At 53.7% G+C, this 20706-nt stretch carries 20 protein-coding genes and 1 tRNA gene; 13 read left to right on the forward strand and 8 right to left on the reverse strand.

Annotated features, from left to right (window positions below; all coding sequences use genetic code 11):
• Nucleotides 1-289: 289 nt before the first annotated feature.
• Nucleotides 290-1528, forward strand: a complete 1239-nt coding sequence (gene alaC, locus ACESQ2_RS14480; RefSeq protein ID WP_009654875.1) for an alanine transaminase — start codon at nucleotides 290-292, stop codon at nucleotides 1526-1528.
• 40 nt (nucleotides 1529-1568) lie between these two features.
• Here the strand turns inward: alaC and ypdK are convergent, their stop codons facing one another.
• Together ypdK and ACESQ2_RS14490 are read right to left on the reverse strand one after the other, a co-directional pair.
• Nucleotides 1569-1640, reverse strand: a complete 72-nt coding sequence (gene ypdK / locus ACESQ2_RS14485; RefSeq protein WP_077777854.1) for a membrane protein YpdK — start codon at nucleotides 1638-1640, stop codon at nucleotides 1569-1571.
• A gap of 366 nt (nucleotides 1641-2006) precedes the next feature.
• A complete protein-coding gene (locus ACESQ2_RS14490) occupies nucleotides 2007-3194 on the reverse strand; it encodes a cyanate transporter (protein ID WP_373170753.1) in 1188 nt (395 codons plus the stop codon).
• Nucleotides 3195-3360: 166 nt separating this feature from the next.
• Here ACESQ2_RS14490 and cynR point away from each other — a divergent pair, with 166 nt between their 5' ends.
• Nucleotides 3361-4293: a transcriptional regulator CynR gene (gene cynR / locus ACESQ2_RS14495; protein WP_049069330.1), complete on the forward strand. Its 933-nt coding sequence runs from the start codon at nucleotides 3361-3363 to the stop codon at nucleotides 4291-4293.
• Between the two features lie 180 nt (nucleotides 4294-4473).
• Here the strand turns inward: cynR and ACESQ2_RS14500 are convergent, their stop codons facing one another.
• Nucleotides 4474-5337 carry a hypothetical protein gene (locus tag ACESQ2_RS14500; RefSeq protein WP_265798112.1) on the reverse strand — a complete coding sequence of 288 codons (864 nt, stop codon included), beginning with the start codon at nucleotides 5335-5337 and terminating at the stop codon, nucleotides 4474-4476.
• Between the two features lie 594 nt (nucleotides 5338-5931).
• Nucleotides 5932-6186, reverse strand: a complete 255-nt coding sequence (locus ACESQ2_RS14505) for a hypothetical protein (protein ID WP_046877195.1) — start codon at nucleotides 6184-6186, stop codon at nucleotides 5932-5934.
• A gap of 669 nt (nucleotides 6187-6855) precedes the next feature.
• On the opposite strand from ACESQ2_RS14505, the gene ACESQ2_RS14510 reads away from it, so the two are divergent.
• Nucleotides 6856-7191 (forward strand): lysozyme inhibitor LprI family protein, encoded by a 336-nt coding sequence (locus ACESQ2_RS14510; RefSeq protein ID WP_046877194.1) that lies wholly within the window; start codon nucleotides 6856-6858, stop codon nucleotides 7189-7191.
• 81 nt (nucleotides 7192-7272) lie between these two features.
• On the opposite strand, the gene ACESQ2_RS14515 is transcribed toward ACESQ2_RS14510, so the two are convergent.
• Nucleotides 7273-7344 (reverse strand) — tRNA-Arg (locus ACESQ2_RS14515).
• A 74-nt stretch (nucleotides 7345-7418) separates the two neighbouring features.
• Nucleotides 7419-8315 carry a formate/nitrite transporter family protein gene (locus tag ACESQ2_RS14520; protein ID WP_032720499.1) on the reverse strand — a complete coding sequence of 299 codons (897 nt, stop codon included), beginning with the start codon at nucleotides 8313-8315 and terminating at the stop codon, nucleotides 7419-7421.
• Nucleotides 8316-8572: 257 nt separating this feature from the next.
• On the opposite strand from ACESQ2_RS14520, the gene mlaA reads away from it, so the two are divergent.
• Nucleotides 8573-9334 carry a phospholipid-binding lipoprotein MlaA gene (gene mlaA / locus ACESQ2_RS14525; protein ID WP_014230289.1) on the forward strand — a complete coding sequence of 254 codons (762 nt, stop codon included), beginning with the start codon at nucleotides 8573-8575 and terminating at the stop codon, nucleotides 9332-9334.
• 62 nt (nucleotides 9335-9396) lie between these two features.
• Here mlaA and fadL read toward each other — a convergent pair whose 3' ends face one another.
• Nucleotides 9397-10761, reverse strand: coding sequence for a long-chain fatty acid transporter FadL (gene fadL, locus ACESQ2_RS14530; protein WP_014839142.1), 1365 nt, complete (start codon nucleotides 10759-10761; stop codon nucleotides 9397-9399).
• Between the two features lie 371 nt (nucleotides 10762-11132).
• Between fadL and ACESQ2_RS14535 the strand changes: the two genes are divergently transcribed.
• From ACESQ2_RS14535 to sixA, 4 genes are all read left to right on the forward strand, one after another.
• A complete protein-coding gene (locus tag ACESQ2_RS14535) occupies nucleotides 11133-11417 on the forward strand; it encodes a YfcZ/YiiS family protein (RefSeq protein WP_046877191.1) in 285 nt (94 codons plus the stop codon).
• Between the two features lie 159 nt (nucleotides 11418-11576).
• Nucleotides 11577-12887, forward strand: coding sequence for an acetyl-CoA C-acyltransferase FadI (gene fadI / locus ACESQ2_RS14540; protein WP_046877190.1), 1311 nt, complete (start codon nucleotides 11577-11579; stop codon nucleotides 12885-12887).
• Nucleotides 12887-15031 carry a fatty acid oxidation complex subunit alpha FadJ gene (fadJ, locus tag ACESQ2_RS14545; protein ID WP_345911430.1) on the forward strand — a complete coding sequence of 715 codons (2145 nt, stop codon included), beginning with the start codon at nucleotides 12887-12889 and terminating at the stop codon, nucleotides 15029-15031. Before fadI ends, fadJ begins: the two co-directional genes overlap by 1 nt.
• A gap of 209 nt (nucleotides 15032-15240) precedes the next feature.
• Entirely contained in the window at nucleotides 15241-15726 is a 486-nt protein-coding gene (gene sixA / locus ACESQ2_RS14550; RefSeq protein WP_014230284.1) for a phosphohistidine phosphatase SixA, read from the forward strand.
• A 19-nt stretch (nucleotides 15727-15745) separates the two neighbouring features.
• Here sixA and smrB read toward each other — a convergent pair whose 3' ends face one another.
• On the reverse strand, nucleotides 15746-16297 hold the full coding sequence (smrB, locus tag ACESQ2_RS14555) for an endonuclease SmrB (RefSeq protein ID WP_004123257.1): 552 nt from the start codon (nucleotides 16295-16297) through the stop codon (nucleotides 15746-15748).
• A gap of 167 nt (nucleotides 16298-16464) precedes the next feature.
• On the opposite strand from smrB, the gene prmB reads away from it, so the two are divergent.
• Genes prmB through ACESQ2_RS14580 form a run of 5 tightly spaced genes read left to right on the forward strand, consistent with a single transcriptional unit; the run spans nucleotide 16465 to nucleotide 20705 of the window.
• Complete coding sequence (gene prmB / locus ACESQ2_RS14560) at nucleotides 16465-17397, forward strand: 50S ribosomal protein L3 N(5)-glutamine methyltransferase (RefSeq protein WP_009652591.1); 933 nt, start codon at nucleotides 16465-16467, stop codon at nucleotides 17395-17397.
• Nucleotides 17398-17434: 37 nt separating this feature from the next.
• Nucleotides 17435-18523, forward strand: a complete 1089-nt coding sequence (aroC, locus tag ACESQ2_RS14565) for a chorismate synthase (protein WP_014230282.1) — start codon at nucleotides 17435-17437, stop codon at nucleotides 18521-18523.
• Nucleotides 18524-19348, forward strand: a complete 825-nt coding sequence (gene mepA / locus ACESQ2_RS14570; RefSeq protein WP_014230281.1) for a penicillin-insensitive murein endopeptidase — start codon at nucleotides 18524-18526, stop codon at nucleotides 19346-19348. It abuts the gene before it with no gap.
• Nucleotides 19348-20157: a sulfite exporter TauE/SafE family protein gene (locus ACESQ2_RS14575; RefSeq protein WP_014230280.1), complete on the forward strand. Its 810-nt coding sequence runs from the start codon at nucleotides 19348-19350 to the stop codon at nucleotides 20155-20157. Before mepA ends, ACESQ2_RS14575 begins: the two co-directional genes overlap by 1 nt.
• Nucleotides 20157-20705 carry an elongation factor P hydroxylase gene (locus ACESQ2_RS14580; RefSeq protein WP_014230279.1) on the forward strand — a complete coding sequence of 183 codons (549 nt, stop codon included), beginning with the start codon at nucleotides 20157-20159 and terminating at the stop codon, nucleotides 20703-20705. Before ACESQ2_RS14575 ends, ACESQ2_RS14580 begins: the two co-directional genes overlap by 1 nt.
• Nucleotide 20706: the final 1 nt, after the last annotated feature.

The raw sequence follows: 20706 nt of genomic DNA on the forward strand, positions 1-20706 counted from the left end.
AATAAAAGGGGATTAATAACAAACACCCGCGATTCAATAGCGTCTACGGATGAGCAAGCATTTAAGTAAAATTAAAGATATCAGTATGTTAATTTTGATGGGATAGTCGAGGAGGGGAAAGAACGTTGCTGCCGTATTTAGTCGTACTGATGCCCGTTTTTATCGCCAGAAATTATTTTTCTCTGCCCCTCTCGACAGCAGGAAAATTTTCGGGTTATTTTCTAAACGTGCTGCACAGGCAGCAGCGTCGCTCGGACGGTCCGGGCGCTAACGTTAATCCGAGGAATCTATGGCTGAATTCAGTCCTGAACGCCGTTTTACGCGTATCGATCGTCTCCCCCCTTACGTTTTTAATATCACTGCTGAACTAAAAATGGCTGCGCGACGCCGCGGCGAAGATATTATTGATTTCAGCATGGGTAACCCCGATGGCGCCACTCCGCCGCATATCGTTGAGAAACTTTGCACCGTTGCCCAGCGTCCCGATACCCACGGCTATTCTACTTCCCGCGGCATTCCGCGCCTGCGCCGGGCGATTTCTCGTTGGTATCAAGAGCGCTATAACGTTGAGATCGATCCGGAATCAGAAGCGATAGTCACCATTGGTTCAAAAGAGGGGCTGGCGCATCTGATGCTGGCGACGCTTGACCATGGCGATACCGTGCTGGTGCCAAATCCCAGCTATCCCATCCATATTTACGGTGCGGTGATTGCCGGAGCCCAGGTACGTTCGGTACCTCTGGTCGAAGGCGTGGATTTCTTCAACGAGCTTGAGCGCGCGATTCGTGAGAGTTACCCGAAGCCGAAAATGATGATCCTCGGTTTCCCTTCCAACCCGACCGCGCAGTGCGTCGAACTGGAGTTCTTTGAGAAAGTCGTGGCGCTGGCGAAGCGTTATGACGTGTTGGTGGTGCACGATCTGGCCTATGCCGATATTGTTTACGATGGCTGGAAAGCGCCCTCTATCATGCAGGTCCCCGGCGCGCGCGATGTCGCCGTCGAATTCTTTACGCTCTCTAAAAGCTATAATATGGCGGGCTGGCGTATCGGCTTCATGGTCGGTAACAAAACGTTGGTTAATGCGCTGGCGCGCATTAAAAGCTATCACGATTACGGCACTTTCACCCCTCTACAGGTTGCGGCGATTGCCGCGCTTGAAGGCGATCAGCAGTGCGTTCGCGACATTGCTGAGCAGTATAAACGTCGTCGCGATGTACTGGTGAAAGGGCTGCATGAGGCCGGATGGATGGTGGAATGTCCGAAGGCGTCAATGTATGTCTGGGCGAAGATCCCAGAGCAGTATGCGGCGATGGGCTCACTGGAGTTTGCTAAAAAGCTGCTGCAGGATGCAAAAGTCTGCGTTTCTCCGGGCATTGGTTTTGGAGACTATGGCGATACCCATGTACGCTTCGCGTTAATTGAGAACCGCGATCGTATCCGCCAGGCGGTGCGCGGCATTAAATCAATGTTCCGTGCCGACGGACTGCTTCCCGCGTCGGCTAAGTTGACCAGCGAAAGCCACGAATAAAAAAAGGAGCCGAAAGGCTCCTTTTTTAACACCGTTAAAGCTAGATCATCAGGGCGAAAGTACCGGCCCAAACGATGACCATAAAAGAAATGCCCATTAAGAAATATTTCACGACTCATCACTCCGCGCTCTCGGCGAGACGCCTTAAATGAATTTGCTCTTCATTGCCTGCTCAGCTATCGCTCACGAAAACGACGCTTTTTCAGCGGGCGGTAGCTGTAAATTCTGAGCGTAAACGGCTCCAGATGGCGCTAATGTACGCCTAAAAAATGAGGGAAACAAGAGCCATTTTTTTATTAATTTTTAGTTACTTACGAGTGTCGTGATTCGGCGACACATTAATTTCATTCGGTATTAAATTTCATTCTGGCGACGGTCATTAACAACAGTTTTTGTACTGATATAGTTGTTTGATTTTGTGCTTTTTTCTGCCTGAATGCGGGAGGAGTTAACTATCCCGCATGAGGAGATGACGGGTTTAGCGAGCGGCTGAATCCTTATGTTGCCACTCTTGCGGGTAGCGTGCGGGAGCGAAACGCAGCGTTATGGCCATTAAGGCCAGGACGCAGGCGGCGTGAAGCATCCAGTCGAGCTGGTAATTGCCGCTTAAACTCCGCAGCAGTCCCGACAGCCAGGGGGAAAGCCCGGCGACAATAAAGCCTACTCCCTGCATAAACGCGACCAGTCGGCCCGCAATGGCGGGGTGCCTGGCGTGATCGAGCGCCAGGACCAGACACAGCGGAAATGCGCCGCCAAGCCCAATACCGCAGCAGATGGCCCAGACAAGCGGTACCTGCTGCGGTAGCCAGATAAAACCGCAGAAGCCGACAAGCTGTAAGGCCAATGCCAGCATCAGAAGCGTTCGTCGATCCTCATGTCTGGCCAGGATGGGCAGCAGGAGCGCTCCGCCGGTCTGGCCGATGGTCATTAACGCCAGCAGGGTACCGCTGAACTGCGCGCTGTAGCCCGACTGCATATAGTAAGGCGGCAGCCAGGCAATCAGGCTGGCATAGCCGCCGTTGATCAAACCAAAATAGAGGCTAAGCGTCCACGCGCGACGATGGCGAAAAAGTGTGACCCGGGTTGTTGATGGCGTCCGGGCGGGTAACGTTCGGCTTAGCGGCCACCAGCAGAGGAGCGCGGCGGCGGCGGGTAACGCCCACCACGCAAGCGCGTGATACCAGATAGCGCTATGCTGCGCCAGCCACGGCGTGAATGCCGCGCCCAGGCCGCCGCCGCCCATCAGCGCCGCGGACCAGAGCCCCATCACCTGCGGCGTCCGACGATGAAAAAGACGCTTTATCACCGCGGGAATGAGCGCCTGAATAATACCAATGCCGATTCCGCCAAGGAGCGCGCTGCTGAGTAATAGTGCGCTCTGCGGTGCCAGTTCGCGAAGTAAAGCCCCGGCGACGATCGTTAACAGGCTGAGGGAGATACTTTGACGCTCGCTGAAATGACGGTTAATCCAGCCGCCGGCTAGCGCCAGCAGACCCATAGCGATCACCGGTAGCGCGGTGAGCAGAGAGGCAAGCGTGAAGCTCATGCCGCTTGCCTGCTGGATCTGCGGAAGGAGGGGGCCAACAGAGGTCAACAGCGGACGCATATTGATACCGATAAGCACCAGCACCAGCAGCATCGTGCCATTACGTTGCGTCAGGTTCATCGTTGAGTGGCCGGCGTTTGTTTCGCAGTGGGGAAGGTATTAACGCAGTTCATGCCGATCTCCTGTGGCGTTTGGTAAAGAATCGCGAGCAGAGTACGTAACTTATTTCATAAGTTAAAATACTTAATTATGATTGAGTTCATTTGAATTTCTTATGGATGAATTCATGCTGCCGCGACATCTCAACTACTTTATTGCCGTTGCTGAACACGGCGGCTTTACGCGAGCGGCAGCCATCCTGCATGTTTCACAGCCGGCTTTGTCGCAGCAGATTCGACAGCTGGAAGAGACTCTGGGGGTACGGCTTTTTGATCGCAGCGGGCGCAACACTTGCCTGACGGACGCCGGCAAGGTCTGGTTGATTTATGCGCGCCGCGCTTTACGGGAACTGGCCGAGGGGCAGCGCGCGCTCCATGATGTTGACGATTTGCAGCGCGGCACCTTACGTGTGGCGATGATGCCAACCTTTACCCATTATTTTATCGGGCCGCTGGTGGCTTCGTTTTATCAACGTTACCCGAATATAACGCTGGATATACAAGAGCTGGCGCAGGATCGAATGGAGACTCTGCTGCTCAATGATGAGCTGGATATCGGGATCGCTTTCGACGGTGGCGCTTCGCGGGATATTGTGTCTCAGCCGCTGCTCTCTGAAACCCTGGCGCTGGTGGTTGGCCGCTCTCATCCTCTGGCGGCGACCCGTCGTGTGGCGCTGACGGCGCTCAATCAGGCGTCACTGATTCTGCTAAGCAGCGCTTTTGCTACTCGCGAACAAATCGATCGCGACTGCCGACAGCGCGGTATTCAACCGAAAGTGCAGATGGAGGCCAACTCGATTAGCGCAGTGCTGACCGTGGTTGAACGCACGTCGTTGGCAACCTTGCTTCCTGCTGCCATTGTCCAGGGGCGTGACGATTTAACCGCGATCGAACTCGGGCCATCATTACTGGAAAGAACCGCGTGTTTGATACAGCGAAAGGGGGCCTGGCAAAGCGCCGCGACCCGAGAGTTTATACTAATGGCACATCAGGCTGCGTCAGTATTGAGCGCAGGGCAGGGCTTTCAGGAATCGACTGGTGGAGACTTAACGTCACGTTGATTCGCTGTATATGAAGTGATTCATAAGCATCAGGAGCGTTTATAGAGAACTGTTTTATTGTGAAGCCAGATTTATATATGAATTCATATTGAAATGCATTTCACATTTGCTACTGCGTTGCGCGCCCTGTATCTATGGCGCTGAAATGATTCATTCTGATATAATTTAATTAAAGAAGTATCATTCGAACGTATATTCTGTCGTCGGAAGATTAATGCTGCCGTAGCTGGAAACCACGCCTTCAGACCTGAGTTTATCCATAGCTCTATTAAATATTTTATTTTTTTTGTTTTCAGTCGCGTTAAGCATGTTATCGCCAAAATGTGGATTGGATTGAATGATGTGATTGATAAATTCAATGAGCAACTTATTTTGCATAATCGTTGAGGGCGTCGCCATATCTTGCTCCTCAGGTAAATGTAAGGCTTTTTCAGAAAGTTCGAGAGGGCGACTGCTGATGGTATGTTCATAAATTTTCTCAATCGCCTGACTCGTGATGTAAAGCTTACTCAGCGTGATGGTTGGTCTCTCATCCTCGTCGGGTATGAAGTGACAGAAGAGGATATTGGTGGCCGGTGATATGATGCTTATCCTCTCCTCGGTAATCATGCCATCAGGCGTTTCTAAGATCTCCATTAAATTTCTTGTGTGGCAGTACCATAACCCGGAGACGGAAACCCGGAGTTTCAGCTGGGTAATCGGCATACCATATTGGGCTTCCTGATTTGCTTCACTATCATTAAATTTAAAAATTTTGTTAATTTTTGAATGCCGTGACCACGATCTTTCGCTGATGCTCAATTCATCAACATTGGGTGCGTTAAGAAAATAGAGATTATTACTGCTCTGGTCATGTTGGAACGCACCTTTTAATGTTCCGTTAATTTTACCCACTTTTATGCACAGGTTTATCGCGCCAATATCATGCCAATGAAGCAGATCTTCTATTTCACAATTCAATAGTTTTTTAGCGCGAGATATTGAACAGTATTCCAGGGGGGGAAGATTGTTTAGTTTCCATATGTTTCTTTCTTTTCTTTCCATGGTCTATATCATCTTATGAAAAATAGGGGGTTATGGTTTTCTTAAATTGACCTCTATCGACGTTGTGACGATTTCGATTCATACAAAATTTTTATCAAAACAGATGTTTTATATCAAACTTTGATATTGTCGCGTCATGTTGAATCTGGTCAGAATATTATCTGTAATGCATCTTATCAGCTTTCCTCTAATAATTAAATGTATCGCGGCTAAAAAAATCCGCAGTACTCATTATCCTTGTGATGAATTAATGACTTTTAATTATTTTGTTGGTGCATTGAATTTCAAATAATTATATGAAATTACTAATAATGCAGGAGGCGATATTGAGTCAAAAGGCTGATGATTCATCGAAAGCGCAACCTGCTTGAAAATCCTCGGATAGCCGATGCGGCTGGTGAACGGACAGAAGAGGGATCGCCATGGGTCAGGCCTGTATCGTGTAAATGCTTGTTTTGACGCGGGCTCGTGCGCAAAGAATCCTGCTATCTCCGCCATAAGGAAAACAGAATTTGCCCTGCGGGAATCAAGCTGACGTACGGTGGGGAGCATATTTTTGAAAGTACGGTGGGGGTATACCCCACCGTACTGTTCTTACTTTTTCACTGCGTTTTTAGCCGCAGTTTTTGCGTTGTCGCAGGCTGCCTGGTTTTTAGCACAGGCGTCTTTGGCTGCTTTTGCTTCTTTCTGCGCAGTCGCTTTCGCCGTGGACTTTGCCTGGGCGCACTGCGTTGCGTTGTTCTGGCAGGCTGATTTCGCCTTTGAAACGACCTGACCATTTGCCGCGCTGGCAGCGCCACAAGCCATAAGCGCACAGATACCCAGTGCCATTGCGAGTTTTTTCATCATATCTATCCGTATAACCAATTTAGGTAAGGCAACAGGCTGTCCGCAAGTCCTGTACAGAACCCGTTCTTGTCGCTGACATCCTGCCGCAATATGAAGCGGATGGCTGAGAAGATAGTCTTTCATCCGCCATAAACCGCCGGACGCGCTGCTTTTAAGCAACGCTGATACTGAAAGAACAGCAGTTCAGCGCATCCGGCAGCGGGAAGAATACGTGACGTTGGGGATTTATCTACCGGCATTGTTTTGCGAATCGTAACGCAAGGAAACAATCAACAATGATAACTACCATGAATGTTTGTTTTTAATCTATTTGGTTGATTTTAAATGGAATTAAATTTATGAATGGAATGTCAGGCCAGGCATAATTATGAAAAGCGTTACGGTAGAAAAATTCTTCCCCTCTCCGGGCAAGTAATACCACGACCCGCGTTGATGCAATTCTGACCGATACTTCAGCCAGGCTGTAGGGCGCTTCATCGTCGGGAAAAAGATATTGCGGAAGGCGCGCGGCTTATCCGATCGGGGCTTTAAGGGGGATTAACTATAATTACCGACAGCACGGATAGTTCAGAGCGTCAGTGTGTCAAAAGCTTACGCTGGGCTTCGTAGCGAGAGCCACTCGTTATAAGCGGGTAGCACAAATGGCGGGAGTGCGGAAATGGAGCGCATATGAAGATAAGAGAAGTACTGATGACTATTGCTGTGCTGTATCCGATAGCGGGGTACTCCGCGAGTTTTGATTGTCAGAAAGCGACGCAGGCGGATGAAAAGGCTATCTGCGCTAACCGGAGCCTGAACGATATGGATGTTGCGATGGCGACGAAGTATCAGTTTCTGCGAGGGCTTTTTCCAATGGGGACGCGTGGCGAGATGATGGATGCACAAAAAACATGGCTCCATAGCCGGCAGAAATGCGGCAGCGACAGCCGTTGTTTGACGAAATCATATGAAGGCCGGTTACAGCAGCTTGATGAGATCTATGCTGGGATCGATAAACCTCTATGATTCATCTGCTTTGGGGCTGGCGTTTTTCTGCGGTGGTGATGATTAAACGAATGCTGTAAACGGAGGTAAACGACGCAAAAGTGTCCCCTGCAGGAATCGAACCTGCAACTAGCCCTTAGGAGGGGCTCGTTATATCCATTTAACTAAGGGGACGAAGCGCCGGGATTATAGCGTTATTTTCGGCGCTCGTTAAGCTTGTACGGGCCAACTGCTTAATCTATAGCCATTTAGCGCTTTTTGGCCTCCTCGGCTGCACGAGCCTTCTTCTCGTGACTCATGTCATTGCGAATTTGGGCATGGCTTAGTAAAGCGAAAATAAAGGTCCCGCCGCATATGTTGCCGGCAAGCGTTGGCAGAGCAAAAGGCCAGATAAATTCCTGCCACGGCAGCGTCCCGTTAAATACCAGGTAGAAAATCTCGACGCTGCCAACCACAATATGCGTGGTGTCCGCGAGGGCGATAAGCCAGGTCATCAGAATGATGACGACAATCTTTGCAGAACCTGCGGCAGGAAACATCCACACCATAGTGGCGACCAGCCAACCGGAGATAATTGCATTGGCAAACATCTCCAGCGGCGGGTTTTGCATGACCTTCAGGCTAATTTTAAGAAAGGCTTCGCGAGTGGGCTCATCGAACACAGGCATAACATCGAACGCCCAGGCTGCGATAGCGGTGCCGATTAGGTTACCCGCCAGCACAATCCCCCATAAACGTAACAGCAGGCCGATGTTGCCTGGCGTGGGTTTATGCATAATAGGCAGGACGGCGGTGACGGTGTTCTCGGTAAACAGCTGTTGGCGAGCGAGAATGACGATCACAAAACCAAAGGTATAGCCAAGATTTTCCAGCAAGAAGCCGCCGGGAAGTTCGCTCAGATGGACATGGAAAATGCCTTTGGCGACCAGCGAGGCCCCCATTGAAAGCCCGGCGGCAATCGCTGACCATAGTAGCGCCATGGCATCGCGCTCGAGCTCTTTCTCGCCCTCCTGGCGAATCACTTCATGAGTGGCCATTGCCTGTGAAGGCAGGCGTTCTTCATCAACCTCAATTTCTTCACCATTCTGCTTTTCTTCACTCTCTACTTCAACATCCTCATTATCATGGTGAGTTTGCGGTTTCATAACTTTTCCTCAACGGCGGGTCTTTATTATAATCCTAGAGCGGTTTCGGCTGTTCGGGTCGGATAAGCTCCTAAATTCTTCACAATGACAAGATTAGCAATACGGAAATTGCAAAATGTGTATAGAATCGGGACACCAACAATGATGCTAAAAAAGGCTATGCTGAAAGCAGGCACATGCTTACGGGCGATATCTTTATGGAGGCAGCTGTCCCCCGATAACCCCCAGCGATAGCTTAAATTAACAGGGAGACACCTATGAATTTTCGCCTGTCGGCGCTTGCGCTTGGCGCCACATTGCTGGTGGGATGCGCCAGTTCTAGTTCTGGCGATCGGCCGCAGGGGCGTTCAGATCCGCTTGAAGGCTTTAACCGTACCATGTTCAACTTCAACTTCAACGTTGTCGATCCCTATGTCCTTCGCCCCGTCGCGGTGGCGTGGCGTGATTACGTTCCGCAGCCGGCGCGTAACGGGCTGAGTAATTTTACCAGCAACCTCGAAGAGCCGGCGGTAATGGTGAACTCCTTCCTGAAAGGCGATCCCTATAAAGGAATGGTGCACTTTACGCGTTTCTTCCTGAACACCATCCTTGGGATGGGGGGCCTGGTTGATGTGGCCGGGATGGCGAATCCGAAACTGCAGCGCGTTGAGCCTGCCCGCTTCGGTAGCACGCTGGGTCACTATGGCGTTGGCTATGGTCCATATGTGCAACTGCCGTTCTACGGCAGCTTCACCCTTCGTGATGAGGGTGGCGATATGGCTGATGACCTGTATCCGGTTCTTTCCTGGCTGACATGGCCGATGTCTATCGGCAAATGGATGGTTGAGGGCGTTGAAACGCGCGCGCAGCTGCTGGATTCAGACGGCTTGCTCCGTCAGTCCTCCGATCCGTATATCTTAATGCGTGAAGCCTACTTCCAGCGTCACGACTTTATCGCCAACGGCGGTAAACTTTCCCCGAATGAAAACCCGAACGCGCAGGCGATTGAGGGCGATCTCAAAGATATCGATTCACAGTAACCGACGGGTAGAAAGTAAAAAGGGTGAACATGATGTTCACCCTTTTTTGTGGCTTCACATTATCAGAAACGGTAGTTGAAGTTCGCGCCGTACAGCCAGGCTTTACCTTCTGATTTAAAGGTATACGGCCCTTCTGTAAATTCAACGTGCTGACCGTGCATATAAGACACACCGACGTCGACTGAGGCATCTTTATTAAAGGCGTAAGTCGTACCGGCGCTGAGCCACAGGCGATCCTGGTCCGGAATAGAGATAGAACGATTGGAAGCCGGGACCGGGCTATCATCAAAGGCGATACCGGTACGGAAGGTCCAGTTATCGTCGTGGTAATAGGTCGTACCTAGCGCGATACGGTAGGAATCTTTAAAACCTTCGTCCTTGTAGAACAGCGTTTCCCCACCGCTGGTTTTGGTCGCTTTCAGCTCCTGGAACTGGCTCCAGCTGGTGTATGCCAGGCTGTAGTGAACGGCCCATTTTGGCGCCACGCGGTTATAACCTGATACTTCCCACATTTCTGGCAGATTCAACGTCAGAGAACCGCCAATCGTGGAGCCGCCGGTGCCGTACGGCAGACCCAGGCCCAGAGCAGAGTTGATGGGGTTGAGGGACGACGGCAGGCTGCTCTTGTAATCCCCGTCAAAATCAACTTTGACTTCAGAGCGGTAGGTTAAGCCGTAGCGGTTGTTTTTATCGACTTCATATAAAATACCGGCATTCCAGCCAAAGCCCCATTCATCACCCTTCAGACGAGCAATTTGGGTGTCGCGGCTGATACCGCCGGCCTGTTGACCGATGGCCGCAGCCTGAGCCGGGGAGAGTTTGCCGGCTTTCACCATTCCCGGTAGCTGTGCGCCGATAATTTCCGGTAAATCACCCGCATAGCGCTCTAATTTTGCTCGAGCGTACACGGCGTCAAAGCCCAGACCAAAACTCCAGTGGTCGTTGAGACGATAAGCGCCGCTCAGGTTCAGGTTAAGCGTTTCGAGATCGGTGGTTCCGCCCATCGAGCCCGCGGCAAAATCGTTGTTGAACTCGGTGGCTAAACCATAGTTAGAGGTCAGGGAAGCTCCCCAACCGAACTGGTCGTTAATCGGCGCCACGAAGTGCAAATTTGGCACCCATGCGGTAGGTGCGATATTGTCCTGGCTGGCGTCATTACCGATAACTGAACTACCGGTGACGTTGACATCAGGATCGACGAAAATAGCGCCGCCGGAGAAGGTTGGACGGTCGAACATCATGATTAACGCCGGGTTACGACTGGCGTTTCCCGCATCATCAGCAATAGCGCCTTCACCTGAATAGGCGCGACCAAGGCCCGATGAAGAGAATTCGTTTAGCTGAAAGCCTGCTGACCAGGCCTGGGTTGAAACGAGTGCTACAGCCACTGCAAGGGCAGATTGGGTAAGGCGGGTTTTCTGGCTCATGCCCATAACCTCATAGAGTTATTTTTATTTAAACAATGTTACATGCTGTAACAGGAGCGCGAAGTGTAGGGTCTGCTTTACGACAGAGAAATCAGACCAGTGCGCTGAGTATAGGTCTGACCAGATGATATGTTGCAAGTTTGTTTATAAGTTTTTTCAATTGTGATCTAAGAAACGCGATCCAGTTGGCAAATTTGCCCGGGTACCTGTTACCCAAAGTAGGCGCTTTTTGTTTTGGATCATTTTTAAGTGTGATTTCGGTCACTTATCCCGTTTGTCGCCATTAACGACTGGAGGCAGGCATGCCCGGGGCGTAAAATACGCACATTATTTGTCTGGCACCTTGAGTGCATATACAGAGGAAATCTACGATGAGTAAATGCAGTGCTGATGAAACCCCGGTTTGCTGCTGTATGGATGTTGGCACCATTATGGACAACACCGATTGCACCGCCTCTTATAGCCGCGTGTTTGCGAACCGTGCCGAAGCCGAAGAAACGCTCGCCGCATTAAGCGAAAGAGCGCGTAACGTTGAATCAGAGCCGTGCAGAATCACCCCGACCTTTACCGACGTTGATGGCGGCGTGAAGCTGGATATCGATTTCGTGTTCAGCTGTGAAGCTGAAACCCTGATTTTCCAGCTCGGCTTGCGTTAATCCTTCCCTTAATGCCCCTCATGGCAGGGGCGTTACCTTTTCTAATCAATGTGTTTTGGCTCCCACTTTTTCGGTTCCCCGATTGGCTTAATGTAAAATATTAGTTAAAACTGTTATCAGGTCAGACCACTTTGTTTTATCGGTTAACAGGGGAGCGTTATGAGTCAGGCATTACCGCTAGTCACCCGACAGGGCGATCGTATCGCGATAGTCAGCGGTTTACGTACTCCGTTTGCCCGACAGGCGACGGCTTTTCACGGCGTGCCGGCCGTTGATTTAGGTAAGCTGGTGGTCGGCGAAATGCTGGCTCGCAGCAACATCCCCGCGGACATAATAGACCAGCTGGTATTTGGCCAGGTGGTGCAGATGCCGGAAGCGCCGAACATCGCCCGGGAAATTGTGCTGGGGACCGGCATGAGCGTGCATACCGATGCCTACAGCGTCAGCCGCGCCTGTGCGACCAGCTTTCAGGCGGTGGCCAACGTCGCGGAAAGCCTGGTGGCAGGCACTATTCGCGCGGGTATCGCCGGCGGAGCCGACTCCTCTTCCGTATTACCTATTGGCGTCAGCAAAAAACTCGCCCGAACGCTTGTTGATGCCAACAAAGCTCGCACCCTGGGACAGCGCCTGAAGCTATTTTCTCGGCTACGTTTTCGCGACCTTTTGCCCGTACCGCCAGCGGTTGCCGAATACTCAACCGGCCTGCGGATGGGCGATACCGCCGAGCAGATGGCGAAAACGTGGGCTATCACGCGCGAACGGCAGGATGCGCTGGCGCTGCGTTCACACCAGCTTGCCGCCAGAGCCTGGGAGGAAGGTAAGCTCTCGGCAGAAGTGATGACGGCGTACACGCCGCCGTTCCGTGAGCCGCTGGAACAGGATAATAATATTCGTAAAAATTCAACCCTGGCGGATTACCAAAAGTTACGCCCGGCCTTCGATCGTCAACACGGGAGCGTAACCGCCGCGAATAGTACGCCGCTAACCGATGGGGCGGCGGCGGTGATCCTGATGACCGAATCCCGGGCTAAAGAGCTGGGCCTTGTTCCGCTGGGCTATCTGCGAAGCTACGCTTTCACCGCGATTGATGTTCGCCAGGATATGCTGCTGGGCCCGGCGTGGTCGACGCCGCTGGCGCTGGAAAGAGCGGGGCTGACGTTGGCTGATTTGACCCTGATTGATATGCATGAAGCTTTTGCCGCGCAAACGCTGGCTAATCTGCAATGTATGGCCAGCGATCGCTTTGCCCGCGAAGTGCTTGGCCGCTCTCAGGCTACCGGGGAAGTGGACGAGAGCAAATTTAACGTGCTTGGCGGCTCGATTGCCTACGGTCATCCCTTTGCCGCCACCGGCGCGCGGATGATTACCCAAACGCTGCATGAACTGCGGCGGCGCGGCGGCGGATTTGGTCTGGTCACCGCCTGCGCGGCGGGTGGGTTGGGTTCAGCGATGGTTCTGGAGGCCGAATAATGGAAACCGTATCGGCATTTGCGCTTGAGGTTCGCCCGGACAATATCGCCGTCATCACCATTGACGCGCCCGGTGAAAAAATGAATACCCTGAAAGCTGAGTTCGCCAGCGAGGTGCGGGGGATCATCCGCCAGATCCGCGACAATAAGGAGCTGCGCGGCGCGGTGTTTATCTCGGCAAAAGCGGATAACTTTATCGCTGGGGCGGATATCAATATGATTGCCCGCTGCCATTCCGCGCAGGAAGCGGAGGCGCTTGCCCGTCAGGGCCAGCAAATCATGGCCGAGATCCACGGCCTGTCGATTCCGGTGATTGCCGCTATCCACGGCGCATGCCTGGGCGGCGGCCTTGAGCTGGCGCTGGCCTGCCACGGGCGGGTATGCAGCGATGACGATAAAACCCGGCTTGGCCTCCCGGAAGTTCAGCTGGGGCTGCTGCCCGGCTCTGGCGGAACTCAGCGTCTACCGCGATTAATTGGCGTCAGCGGCGCGCTGGAGATGATCCTGACCGGTAAGCAGCTTCGCCCGCGTCAGGCCCTGAAGGCAGGGCTGGTTGATGAGGTGGTGCCGCAGACTATCCTGCTGCAAACCGCGATTGAACTGGCGCTCAAAGGTCGCCCGGCAAGCCGCGCTGTTCCGGCGCGCGAACGTATTCTCGCAGGCCCGCTTGGCCGCAGCCTGCTGTTTCGTCTGGTCGCGAAAAAGACGCATCACAAAACCCAGGGGAACTACCCGGCAACTGAGCGCATTCTGCAGGTGATTGAAACCGGACTGGCGCAGGGCTGCAGCAGCGGATACGCCGAGGAGGCCCGCGCTTTTGGCGAGCTGGCGATGACGTCGCAATCGCAGGCGCTACGGTCGATTTTTTTCGCCAGCACCGATCTGAAAAAAGATCGCGGCGCGGATGCTGAGCCCGTCGCGCTGCGCAGCGTGGGCATTCTGGGCGGAGGACTCATGGGGGGCGGTATTGCTTACGTCACCGCCTGCAAAGGCGGATTACCGGTACGCATTAAGGACATCCAGCCGCGCGGGATAAATCACGCGCTGAAGTACAGCTGGGATCTGCTCGATAAACAGGTGCGTCGCCGCTATCTGCGCGCCAGCGAGCGCGATCGCCAGATGGGATTAATATCCGGTTCGCTGGATTATCAGGGATTTGCACATCGCGATGTGGTGATCGAAGCGGTGTTTGAAGATCTTGCGCTCAAGCAGAAGATGGTCAGCGAAGTTGAACAGCACTGCCGCCCGGAGACGATCTTTGCTTCTAATACGTCGTCTTTACCGATCGGCGAGATCGCGGCGCATGCAAGCAGGCCGCAGCGGGTCATCGGGCTTCACTTCTTTAGCCCGGTAGACAAAATGCCGCTGGTGGAGGTGATTCCGCATAGTGGTACGGATCGGCAAACAATTGCGACGGCGGTTAAGCTGGCGAAACTGCAGGGTAAAACGCCGATTGTCGTCGCCGATAAAGCGGGCTTTTATGTTAACCGCATTCTGGCCCCCTACATAAATGAAGCCATGCGCCTGTTGATGGAAGGCGAGCCGGTAGAGCATATTGATAACGCTTTGGTTAAATTCGGTTTTCCGGTTGGCCCTATTCAGCTCCTTGATGAAGTGGGAATCGATACCGGTACCAAAATTATCCCGGTGCTGGAGGCCGCATGGGGAGAACGTTTTAGCCCGCCTGCAAACATCATTAGCTCGATTCTGAATGACGATCGCAAAGGGAGAAAAAATAACCGGGGTTTCTATCTTTATGCGGCAAAAGGGCGTAAAAGCAAAAAACGGCCCGATCCTGCGATCTACGCTTTACTGGGTATTTCCTCACCGCAGGCGCGCTTGTCCGCGCAGCAGGTGGCGGAACGCTGCGTGATGATGATGCTTAACGAAGCGGCGCGCTGCTTCGATGAGCGAGTGGTTCGCAGCGCCCGCGATGGTGATATCGGCGCCGTATTTGGCATTGGTTTTCCGCCGTTTCTTGGCGGCCCGTTCCGCTATATGGATACCCTGGGAGCGGGTGAGGTCGCCGCGATATTGCAGCGCCTGGCTGCTCAGTACGGCCCGCGTTTTACACCATGTGACACTTTGTTACACATGGCCGAGCAGGGGGCGACCTTTTGGCCCGCTGAGGAACGTACGACCTAAGTTGTGGTCAAAGAAGGTAAATCCGGTAATGAACGGCGCTGCGCTTTGGCGATTTTGTAAGCAATAGTTGACTATACTTACGCCATTGAGGTAAAAAACAGCGTTTCATTCGTTGAATGGATCAGGCACAATGCCCGGCCACCGGGTCACCTGCGTATCGTCTACGTGGGTAAGACCGCGGTGCTTCTGGTTAACAAAAGCGGTGCAATATGCAAGTTTTTATCATGCGTCACGGCGACGCTGCCCTCGATGCAGCCAGTGACTCGGTTCGTCCATTAACCGTCTGCGGTTGCGATGAGTCTCGTCAGATGGCTACCTGGCTGAAAGGTCAAAAAGTGGATATTGAGCGGGTTCTTGTGAGTCCCTACCTGCGTGCAGAACAGACGCTGGAAATTGTTGGGGAGTGCATGAATCTGCCAAAAGATGTCGACGTGATGCCGGAACTCACGCCGTGCGGCGACGTTGGCATGGTTAGCGCTTATCTGCAGGCGCTGGCGAATGAAGGTGTGGCGACGGCGCTGGTCGTGTCTCACCTCCCTCTGGTGGGGTACCTCGTCTCAGAGCTGTGCCCGGGGGAAACTCCCCCGATGTTCACCACTTCGGCGATTGCCTGCGTCACGCTTGATGCCAGCGGCAAAGGCGAATTCAACTGGCAAATGAGCCCCTGCAATTTGAAGATGGCGAAGGCTATCTGATTCCCTCCGGGGCTGACGTTTACGGAAGCTCCGGCGGTTGCCACTCTTCAACTTCAATCAGAACCAGCAGTGCGGCGTCTCCGCCGTACTCTTTTGGTGCCTGATGAAACGCCATAATATGCGGGTGCTGGGCCAGCCACAGCGGCGTTTGCTGTTTGAGAATATGCTTTCCATGCCCGTGCATCACGCAGGCGCAGAATACGTGCTCGCGACGGCAGGCGGCAATCAAGGCTCCCAGTTCCTGCTTGGCCTGCTGCTGGGTTAAACCGTGCAGGTCGAGAAACAGCTCCGGCGAATAATCACCCCGACGCAGCTTTTTCAGCTCAAAATGGCTGACGTCCGAGCGCACATATTTAACCGACCCTTCGGTATTCAGCAGCGGCTGAAACTCATCGGAAAAATAGTGGCTGTTATCCGCCTGCTCCTGGAGCAGCCGCTTGGGCGGTACTTCAGCGATTTTTTTACGCTGCGGGCGATGAACGATGGTGTCCTGCTTAATCTGACGCGTGCCGGTCATCAGCTGCCGGAACAATGCCTGATCCTCCTCGCTTAGCGATGTTTTCTTTTTCATTATCTGATCTCATTTTTTCTTTGTCGGTAGTTTACCCGACTCGCCACGCATCCAGGCAAGGAAAACCTATTTTTCCCCCTCCGCCTGACGTAAGAATGCTGATTTATCCCCGTCTTCGTGGCAAACTAGCCGCCGAATTTATAGCAGAGCGTGCCCTGGGGGATAGCGTGGATAAAATTTTTGTTGATGAAGCCGTGAATGAGCTTCATACCATTCAGGACATGCTGCGTTGGGCGGTAAGCCGCTTCAGCGCTGCAAACATCTGGTACGGACACGGCACCGATAACCCGTGGGATGAAGCCGTACAGCTGGTGATGCCTTCGCTGTATCTGCCGCTTGATATTCCGGAAGATATGCGTACCGCGCGTCTGACTTCCAGCGAAAAACATCGCATCGTTGAGCGCGTCATTCGCCGTATTAACGAGCGCATTCCGGTCGCTTATTTGACCAACAAAGCCTGGTTCTGCGGCCATGAGTTTTACGTCGATGAACGCGTGCTGGTGCCGCGCTCGCCGATTGGCGAACTCATTAACAACCATTTTTCCGGCCTGATTGACCACTATCCGCAGCACATCCTTGATATGTGCACCGGCAGCGGCTGTATCGCTATCGCCTGCGCTTACGCTTTCCCGGAAGCGGAAGTCGATGCGGTGGATATTTCCCCTGACGCGCTGGCCGTTACCGAGCAGAACGTGGAAGATCACGGCTTAATTCATAACGTTACGCCGATTCGCTCCGATCTGTTCCGCGATCTGCCGAAGGTGCAATACGATCTGATCGTGACCAATCCGCCGTACGTCGATGAAGAAGATATGTCCGACCTGCCGGGTGAATATCGCCATGAACCGGTCCTGGGGCTGGCTTCCGGTAGCGATGGTCTGAAGTTAACCCGCCGGATCCTCGCCTGCGCGCCGGATTATCTCAGCGATGACGGTATCCTGATTTGTGAAGTCGGTAACAGCATGGTACATCTGATGGAGCAATATCCTGACGTGCCATTTACCTGGCTGGAGTTTGAAAACGGCGGCGATGGCGTCTTTATGCTGACTAAACCGCAACTGATTGCCGCCCGCGCGCATTTCGGTATTTATAAAGACTAAAACAACACGCAAACATAACGACAAAAACGGAGCCGTGATGGCAGGAAACACAATTGGACAACTCTTTCGCGTCACGACGTTCGGCGAGTCGCATGGCCTGGCGCTGGGCTGCATCGTTGACGGCGTGCCGCCAGGCATTCCGCTAACCGAAGCCGATCTCCAGCACGATCTCGATCGCCGTCGTCCGGGAACCTCACGCTATACCACCCAGCGCCGCGAGCCGGACCAGGTGAAGATCCTTTCCGGAGTATTCGAGGGGGTGACCACCGGGACCAGCATTGGCCTGCTGATTGAGAATACCGACCAGCGTTCTCAGGACTACGGCGCCATTAAGGACGTTTTCCGCCCGGGACACGCTGACTACACCTACGAGCAGAAATATGGCCTGCGCGACTATCGTGGCGGCGGTCGTTCCTCTGCGCGTGAAACCGCCATGCGCGTGGCCGCAGGGGCGATTGCCAAGAAATTCCTCGCCGCGAAATTTGGTATTGTGATTCGCGGTTGCCTGACCCAGATGGGCGATATCCCGCTGGCGATAAAAGCGTGGGATCAGGTAGAGCAGAACCCGTTCTTCTGCCCGGATCCGGACAAAATCGAAGCGCTTGATGAACTGATGCGCGGCCTGAAAAAAGAGGGCGACTCCATCGGGGCGAAGGTCACCGTGGTGGCCGATGGCGTACCGCCGGGACTGGGTGAGCCGGTATTCGACCGTCTCGATGCCGATATCGCGCACGCGCTGATGAGCATCAATGCGGTGAAGGGCGTGGAAATTGGCGATGGTTTTGAGGTGGTGAAGCTGCGCGGCAGCGAAAACCGCGATGAAATTACCAAAGCGGGCTTCCAGAGCAACCACGCGGGCGGCATTCTCGGCGGCATTAGCAGCGGTCAGCAGATCGTGGCGAATATCGCGCTGAAGCCGACCTCCAGCATCACCGTCCCGGGTCACACGATCAATCGCTTTGGCGAAGAAGTTGAGATGATCACCAAAGGGCGTCACGATCCTTGCGTCGGTATTCGTGCGGTACCTATTGCCGAAGCGATGCTGGCGATCGTGTTAATGGATCACTTTATGCGTCAGCGCGCGCAAAATGGCGACGTGACGACATCAATTCCACGCTGGTCATAGATGAAAAACACCGTTATCGCACTGCTGGCGCTCCTCGCCAGCGGTACCAGCCTGGCGGCGACGCCGTGGCAGAAAATTACGCAGCCCGTTAGCGGCAGCCCGCAGTCCATTGGCGCGTTTGCCAATGGCTGTATCGTTGGCGCGCAGGCGCTGCCGTTAAACGCCACTGGCTATCAGGTGATGCGTACCGATCAGAACCGCTACTTCGGCCATCCGGACCTCGTGCAGTTTATTCAGCGTCTGAGCAATCAGGCGCACAATAAAGGCATGGGAACGGTGCTGATTGGCGACATGGGTATGCCGGCCGGCGGGCGCTTTAACGGCGGCCACGCCAGCCATCAGTCCGGACTGGATGTCGATATTTTTCTTCAGCTGCCGCAGGCGCGTTGGAGTTCAGCTCAGCTGCTGAAGCCGCAGGCGCTGGACCTGGTGGCCCGCGACGGCAAACGCGTAGTGCCGTCGCTGTGGAGCCCGCAAATCAGCCAGCTGATTAAGATGGCGGCGCAAGATAGCGACGTTACGCGTATTTTCGTCAACCCGGCGATTAAGCAGCAGCTGTGCCTGGATGCCGGTAGCGATCGCGACTGGCTACGCAAAGTTCGCCCATGGTTCCAGCACCGAGCGCATATGCACGTGCGCCTGCGCTGCCCGGCCGACAGCCTCGAGTGTGAAGACCAGGCTCCGCCTCCGGCGGGCGATGGCTGCGGTGCGGAATTGCAAAGCTGGTTTGAACCCCCTAAGCCAGGATCAACCCCTCCTGTGAAGAAGACGCCGCCTCCGCTGCCGCCTTCCTGCCAGGCGCTACTGGATGAGCATATTCTTTAATGGATAGTTTTATCGACGTTTTTATGGTGTCACCGACGGTACTGGTCGTACTGTTTTTCGTGGCCATTCTGGCGGGATTTATCGATTCACTGGCGGGCGGCGGCGGGTTATTGACCGTCCCGGCCCTGATGGCGGCGGGTCTTCCCCCTGCGCAGGCGCTGGCCACCAACAAGCTGCAGGCCTGCGGCGGGTCGCTGTCCGCTTCGCTTTATTTCATTCGCCGCAAGGTGGTGAATCTGGCCGACCAGAAGCTCAATATTCTGATGACCTTTCTCGGCTCGACGGGCGGCGCGCTGCTGGTCCAGCACGTCCAGTCCGATATACTCAAGCAGATACTGCCAATCCTGGTTATCGGCATTGGCCTCTATTTTCTGCTGATGCCGAAGCTCGGCGAAGAGGACCGGCAGCGACGTCTGTACGGTCTGCCGTTTGCCCTGGTGGCTGGTGGCTGCGTCGGTTTTTACGACGGCTTCTTTGGCCCGGGCGCCGGATCGTTTTACGCGCTGGCTTTCGTCACCCTGGCGGGGTTCAATCTGGCGAAATCGACCGCGCATGCAAAATTGCTTAACGCGACGTCTAACGTTGGCGGCCTGCTGTTGTTTATTATTGGCGGCAAGGTGATATGGGCTACCGGCTTTGTGATGCTGGCCGGGCAATTTATCGGCGCCCGCGCGGGATCGCGGCTGGTGCTGAGCAAAGGACAGTCACTGATTCGACCGATGATCGTCGTGGTGTCGGCGGTGATGAGTGCAAAACTGCTTTATGACAGCCATGGACAGGAGTTCCTCCAGTGGCTGGGGATGAACTAATGAACAGCACGCATAAATATGAACAGCTGATCGAAATTTTCGACGGCTGTTTTGCTGAAGATTTTAATACCCGTCTGATTAAAGGCGATGACGAACCGATCTATCTTCCGGCAGATGATGACGTGCCTTACAACCGTATCGTCTTTGCCCACGGCTTTTACGCCAGCGGACTGCACGAGATATCGCACTGGTGCATTGCCGGGAAGGCGCGACGTGAGCTGGTAGATTTCGGTTACTGGTACTGCCCGGACGGTCGCGACGCGATGACCCAGTCTCAATTTGAAGACGTTGAGGTGAAGCCTCAGGCGTTTGACTGGCTGTTTTGCGTGGCGGCGGGATATCCATTTAACGTCAGCTGCGACAACCTGGAAGGGGATTTTGAGCCCGACCGGATCGCTTTTCAGCGGCGCGTGCATGCCCAGGTGATGACCTATCTGGAGCAGGGGATCCCTGAGCGTCCCGCGCGTTTCATTCAGGCGCTGCAAGAATATTACCAAACGCCGCCCTTGACGGCAGAACAGTTCCCGTGGCCGGAAGACCTGCACTAAG

The sequence above is a fragment of the Klebsiella sp. Q11 genome (genome assembly GCF_964241505.1).
Taxonomy (GTDB): domain Bacteria; phylum Pseudomonadota; class Gammaproteobacteria; order Enterobacterales; family Enterobacteriaceae; genus Klebsiella; species Klebsiella michiganensis.

What these genes read in the sequence shown, in the direction of transcription:
- ACESQ2_RS14500 (WP_265798112.1), bottom strand. Translation starts at nt 5,337, where the DNA reads ATGGAAAGAAAAGAAAGAAACATATGGAAACTAAACAATCTTCCCCCC.
- ACESQ2_RS14535 (WP_046877191.1), top strand. Translation starts at nt 11,133, where the DNA reads ATGAGTAAATGCAGTGCTGATGAAACCCCGGTTTGCTGCTGTATGGAT.
- ACESQ2_RS14490 (WP_373170753.1), bottom strand. Translation starts at nt 3,194, where the DNA reads ATGAACCTGACGCAACGTAATGGCACGATGCTGCTGGTGCTGGTGCTT.
- ACESQ2_RS14580 (WP_014230279.1), top strand. Translation starts at nt 20,157, where the DNA reads ATGAACAGCACGCATAAATATGAACAGCTGATCGAAATTTTCGACGGC.
- alaC (WP_009654875.1), top strand. Translation starts at nt 290, where the DNA reads ATGGCTGAATTCAGTCCTGAACGCCGTTTTACGCGTATCGATCGTCTC.
- ACESQ2_RS14575 (WP_014230280.1), top strand. Translation starts at nt 19,348, where the DNA reads ATGGATAGTTTTATCGACGTTTTTATGGTGTCACCGACGGTACTGGTC.
- fadJ (WP_345911430.1), top strand. Translation starts at nt 12,887, where the DNA reads ATGGAAACCGTATCGGCATTTGCGCTTGAGGTTCGCCCGGACAATATC.
- mlaA (WP_014230289.1), top strand. Translation starts at nt 8,573, where the DNA reads ATGAATTTTCGCCTGTCGGCGCTTGCGCTTGGCGCCACATTGCTGGTG.
- aroC (WP_014230282.1), top strand. Translation starts at nt 17,435, where the DNA reads ATGGCAGGAAACACAATTGGACAACTCTTTCGCGTCACGACGTTCGGC.
- smrB (WP_004123257.1), bottom strand. Translation starts at nt 16,297, where the DNA reads ATGAAAAAGAAAACATCGCTAAGCGAGGAGGATCAGGCATTGTTCCGG.
- mepA (WP_014230281.1), top strand. Translation starts at nt 18,524, where the DNA reads ATGAAAAACACCGTTATCGCACTGCTGGCGCTCCTCGCCAGCGGTACC.
- fadI (WP_046877190.1), top strand. Translation starts at nt 11,577, where the DNA reads ATGAGTCAGGCATTACCGCTAGTCACCCGACAGGGCGATCGTATCGCG.
- sixA (WP_014230284.1), top strand. Translation starts at nt 15,241, where the DNA reads ATGCAAGTTTTTATCATGCGTCACGGCGACGCTGCCCTCGATGCAGCC.
- cynR (WP_049069330.1), top strand. Translation starts at nt 3,361, where the DNA reads ATGCTGCCGCGACATCTCAACTACTTTATTGCCGTTGCTGAACACGGC.
- ACESQ2_RS14505 (WP_046877195.1), bottom strand. Translation starts at nt 6,186, where the DNA reads ATGATGAAAAAACTCGCAATGGCACTGGGTATCTGTGCGCTTATGGCT.
- ACESQ2_RS14510 (WP_046877194.1), top strand. Translation starts at nt 6,856, where the DNA reads ATGAAGATAAGAGAAGTACTGATGACTATTGCTGTGCTGTATCCGATA.
- fadL (WP_014839142.1), bottom strand. Translation starts at nt 10,761, where the DNA reads ATGAGCCAGAAAACCCGCCTTACCCAATCTGCCCTTGCAGTGGCTGTA.
- ACESQ2_RS14520 (WP_032720499.1), bottom strand. Translation starts at nt 8,315, where the DNA reads ATGAAACCGCAAACTCACCATGATAATGAGGATGTTGAAGTAGAGAGT.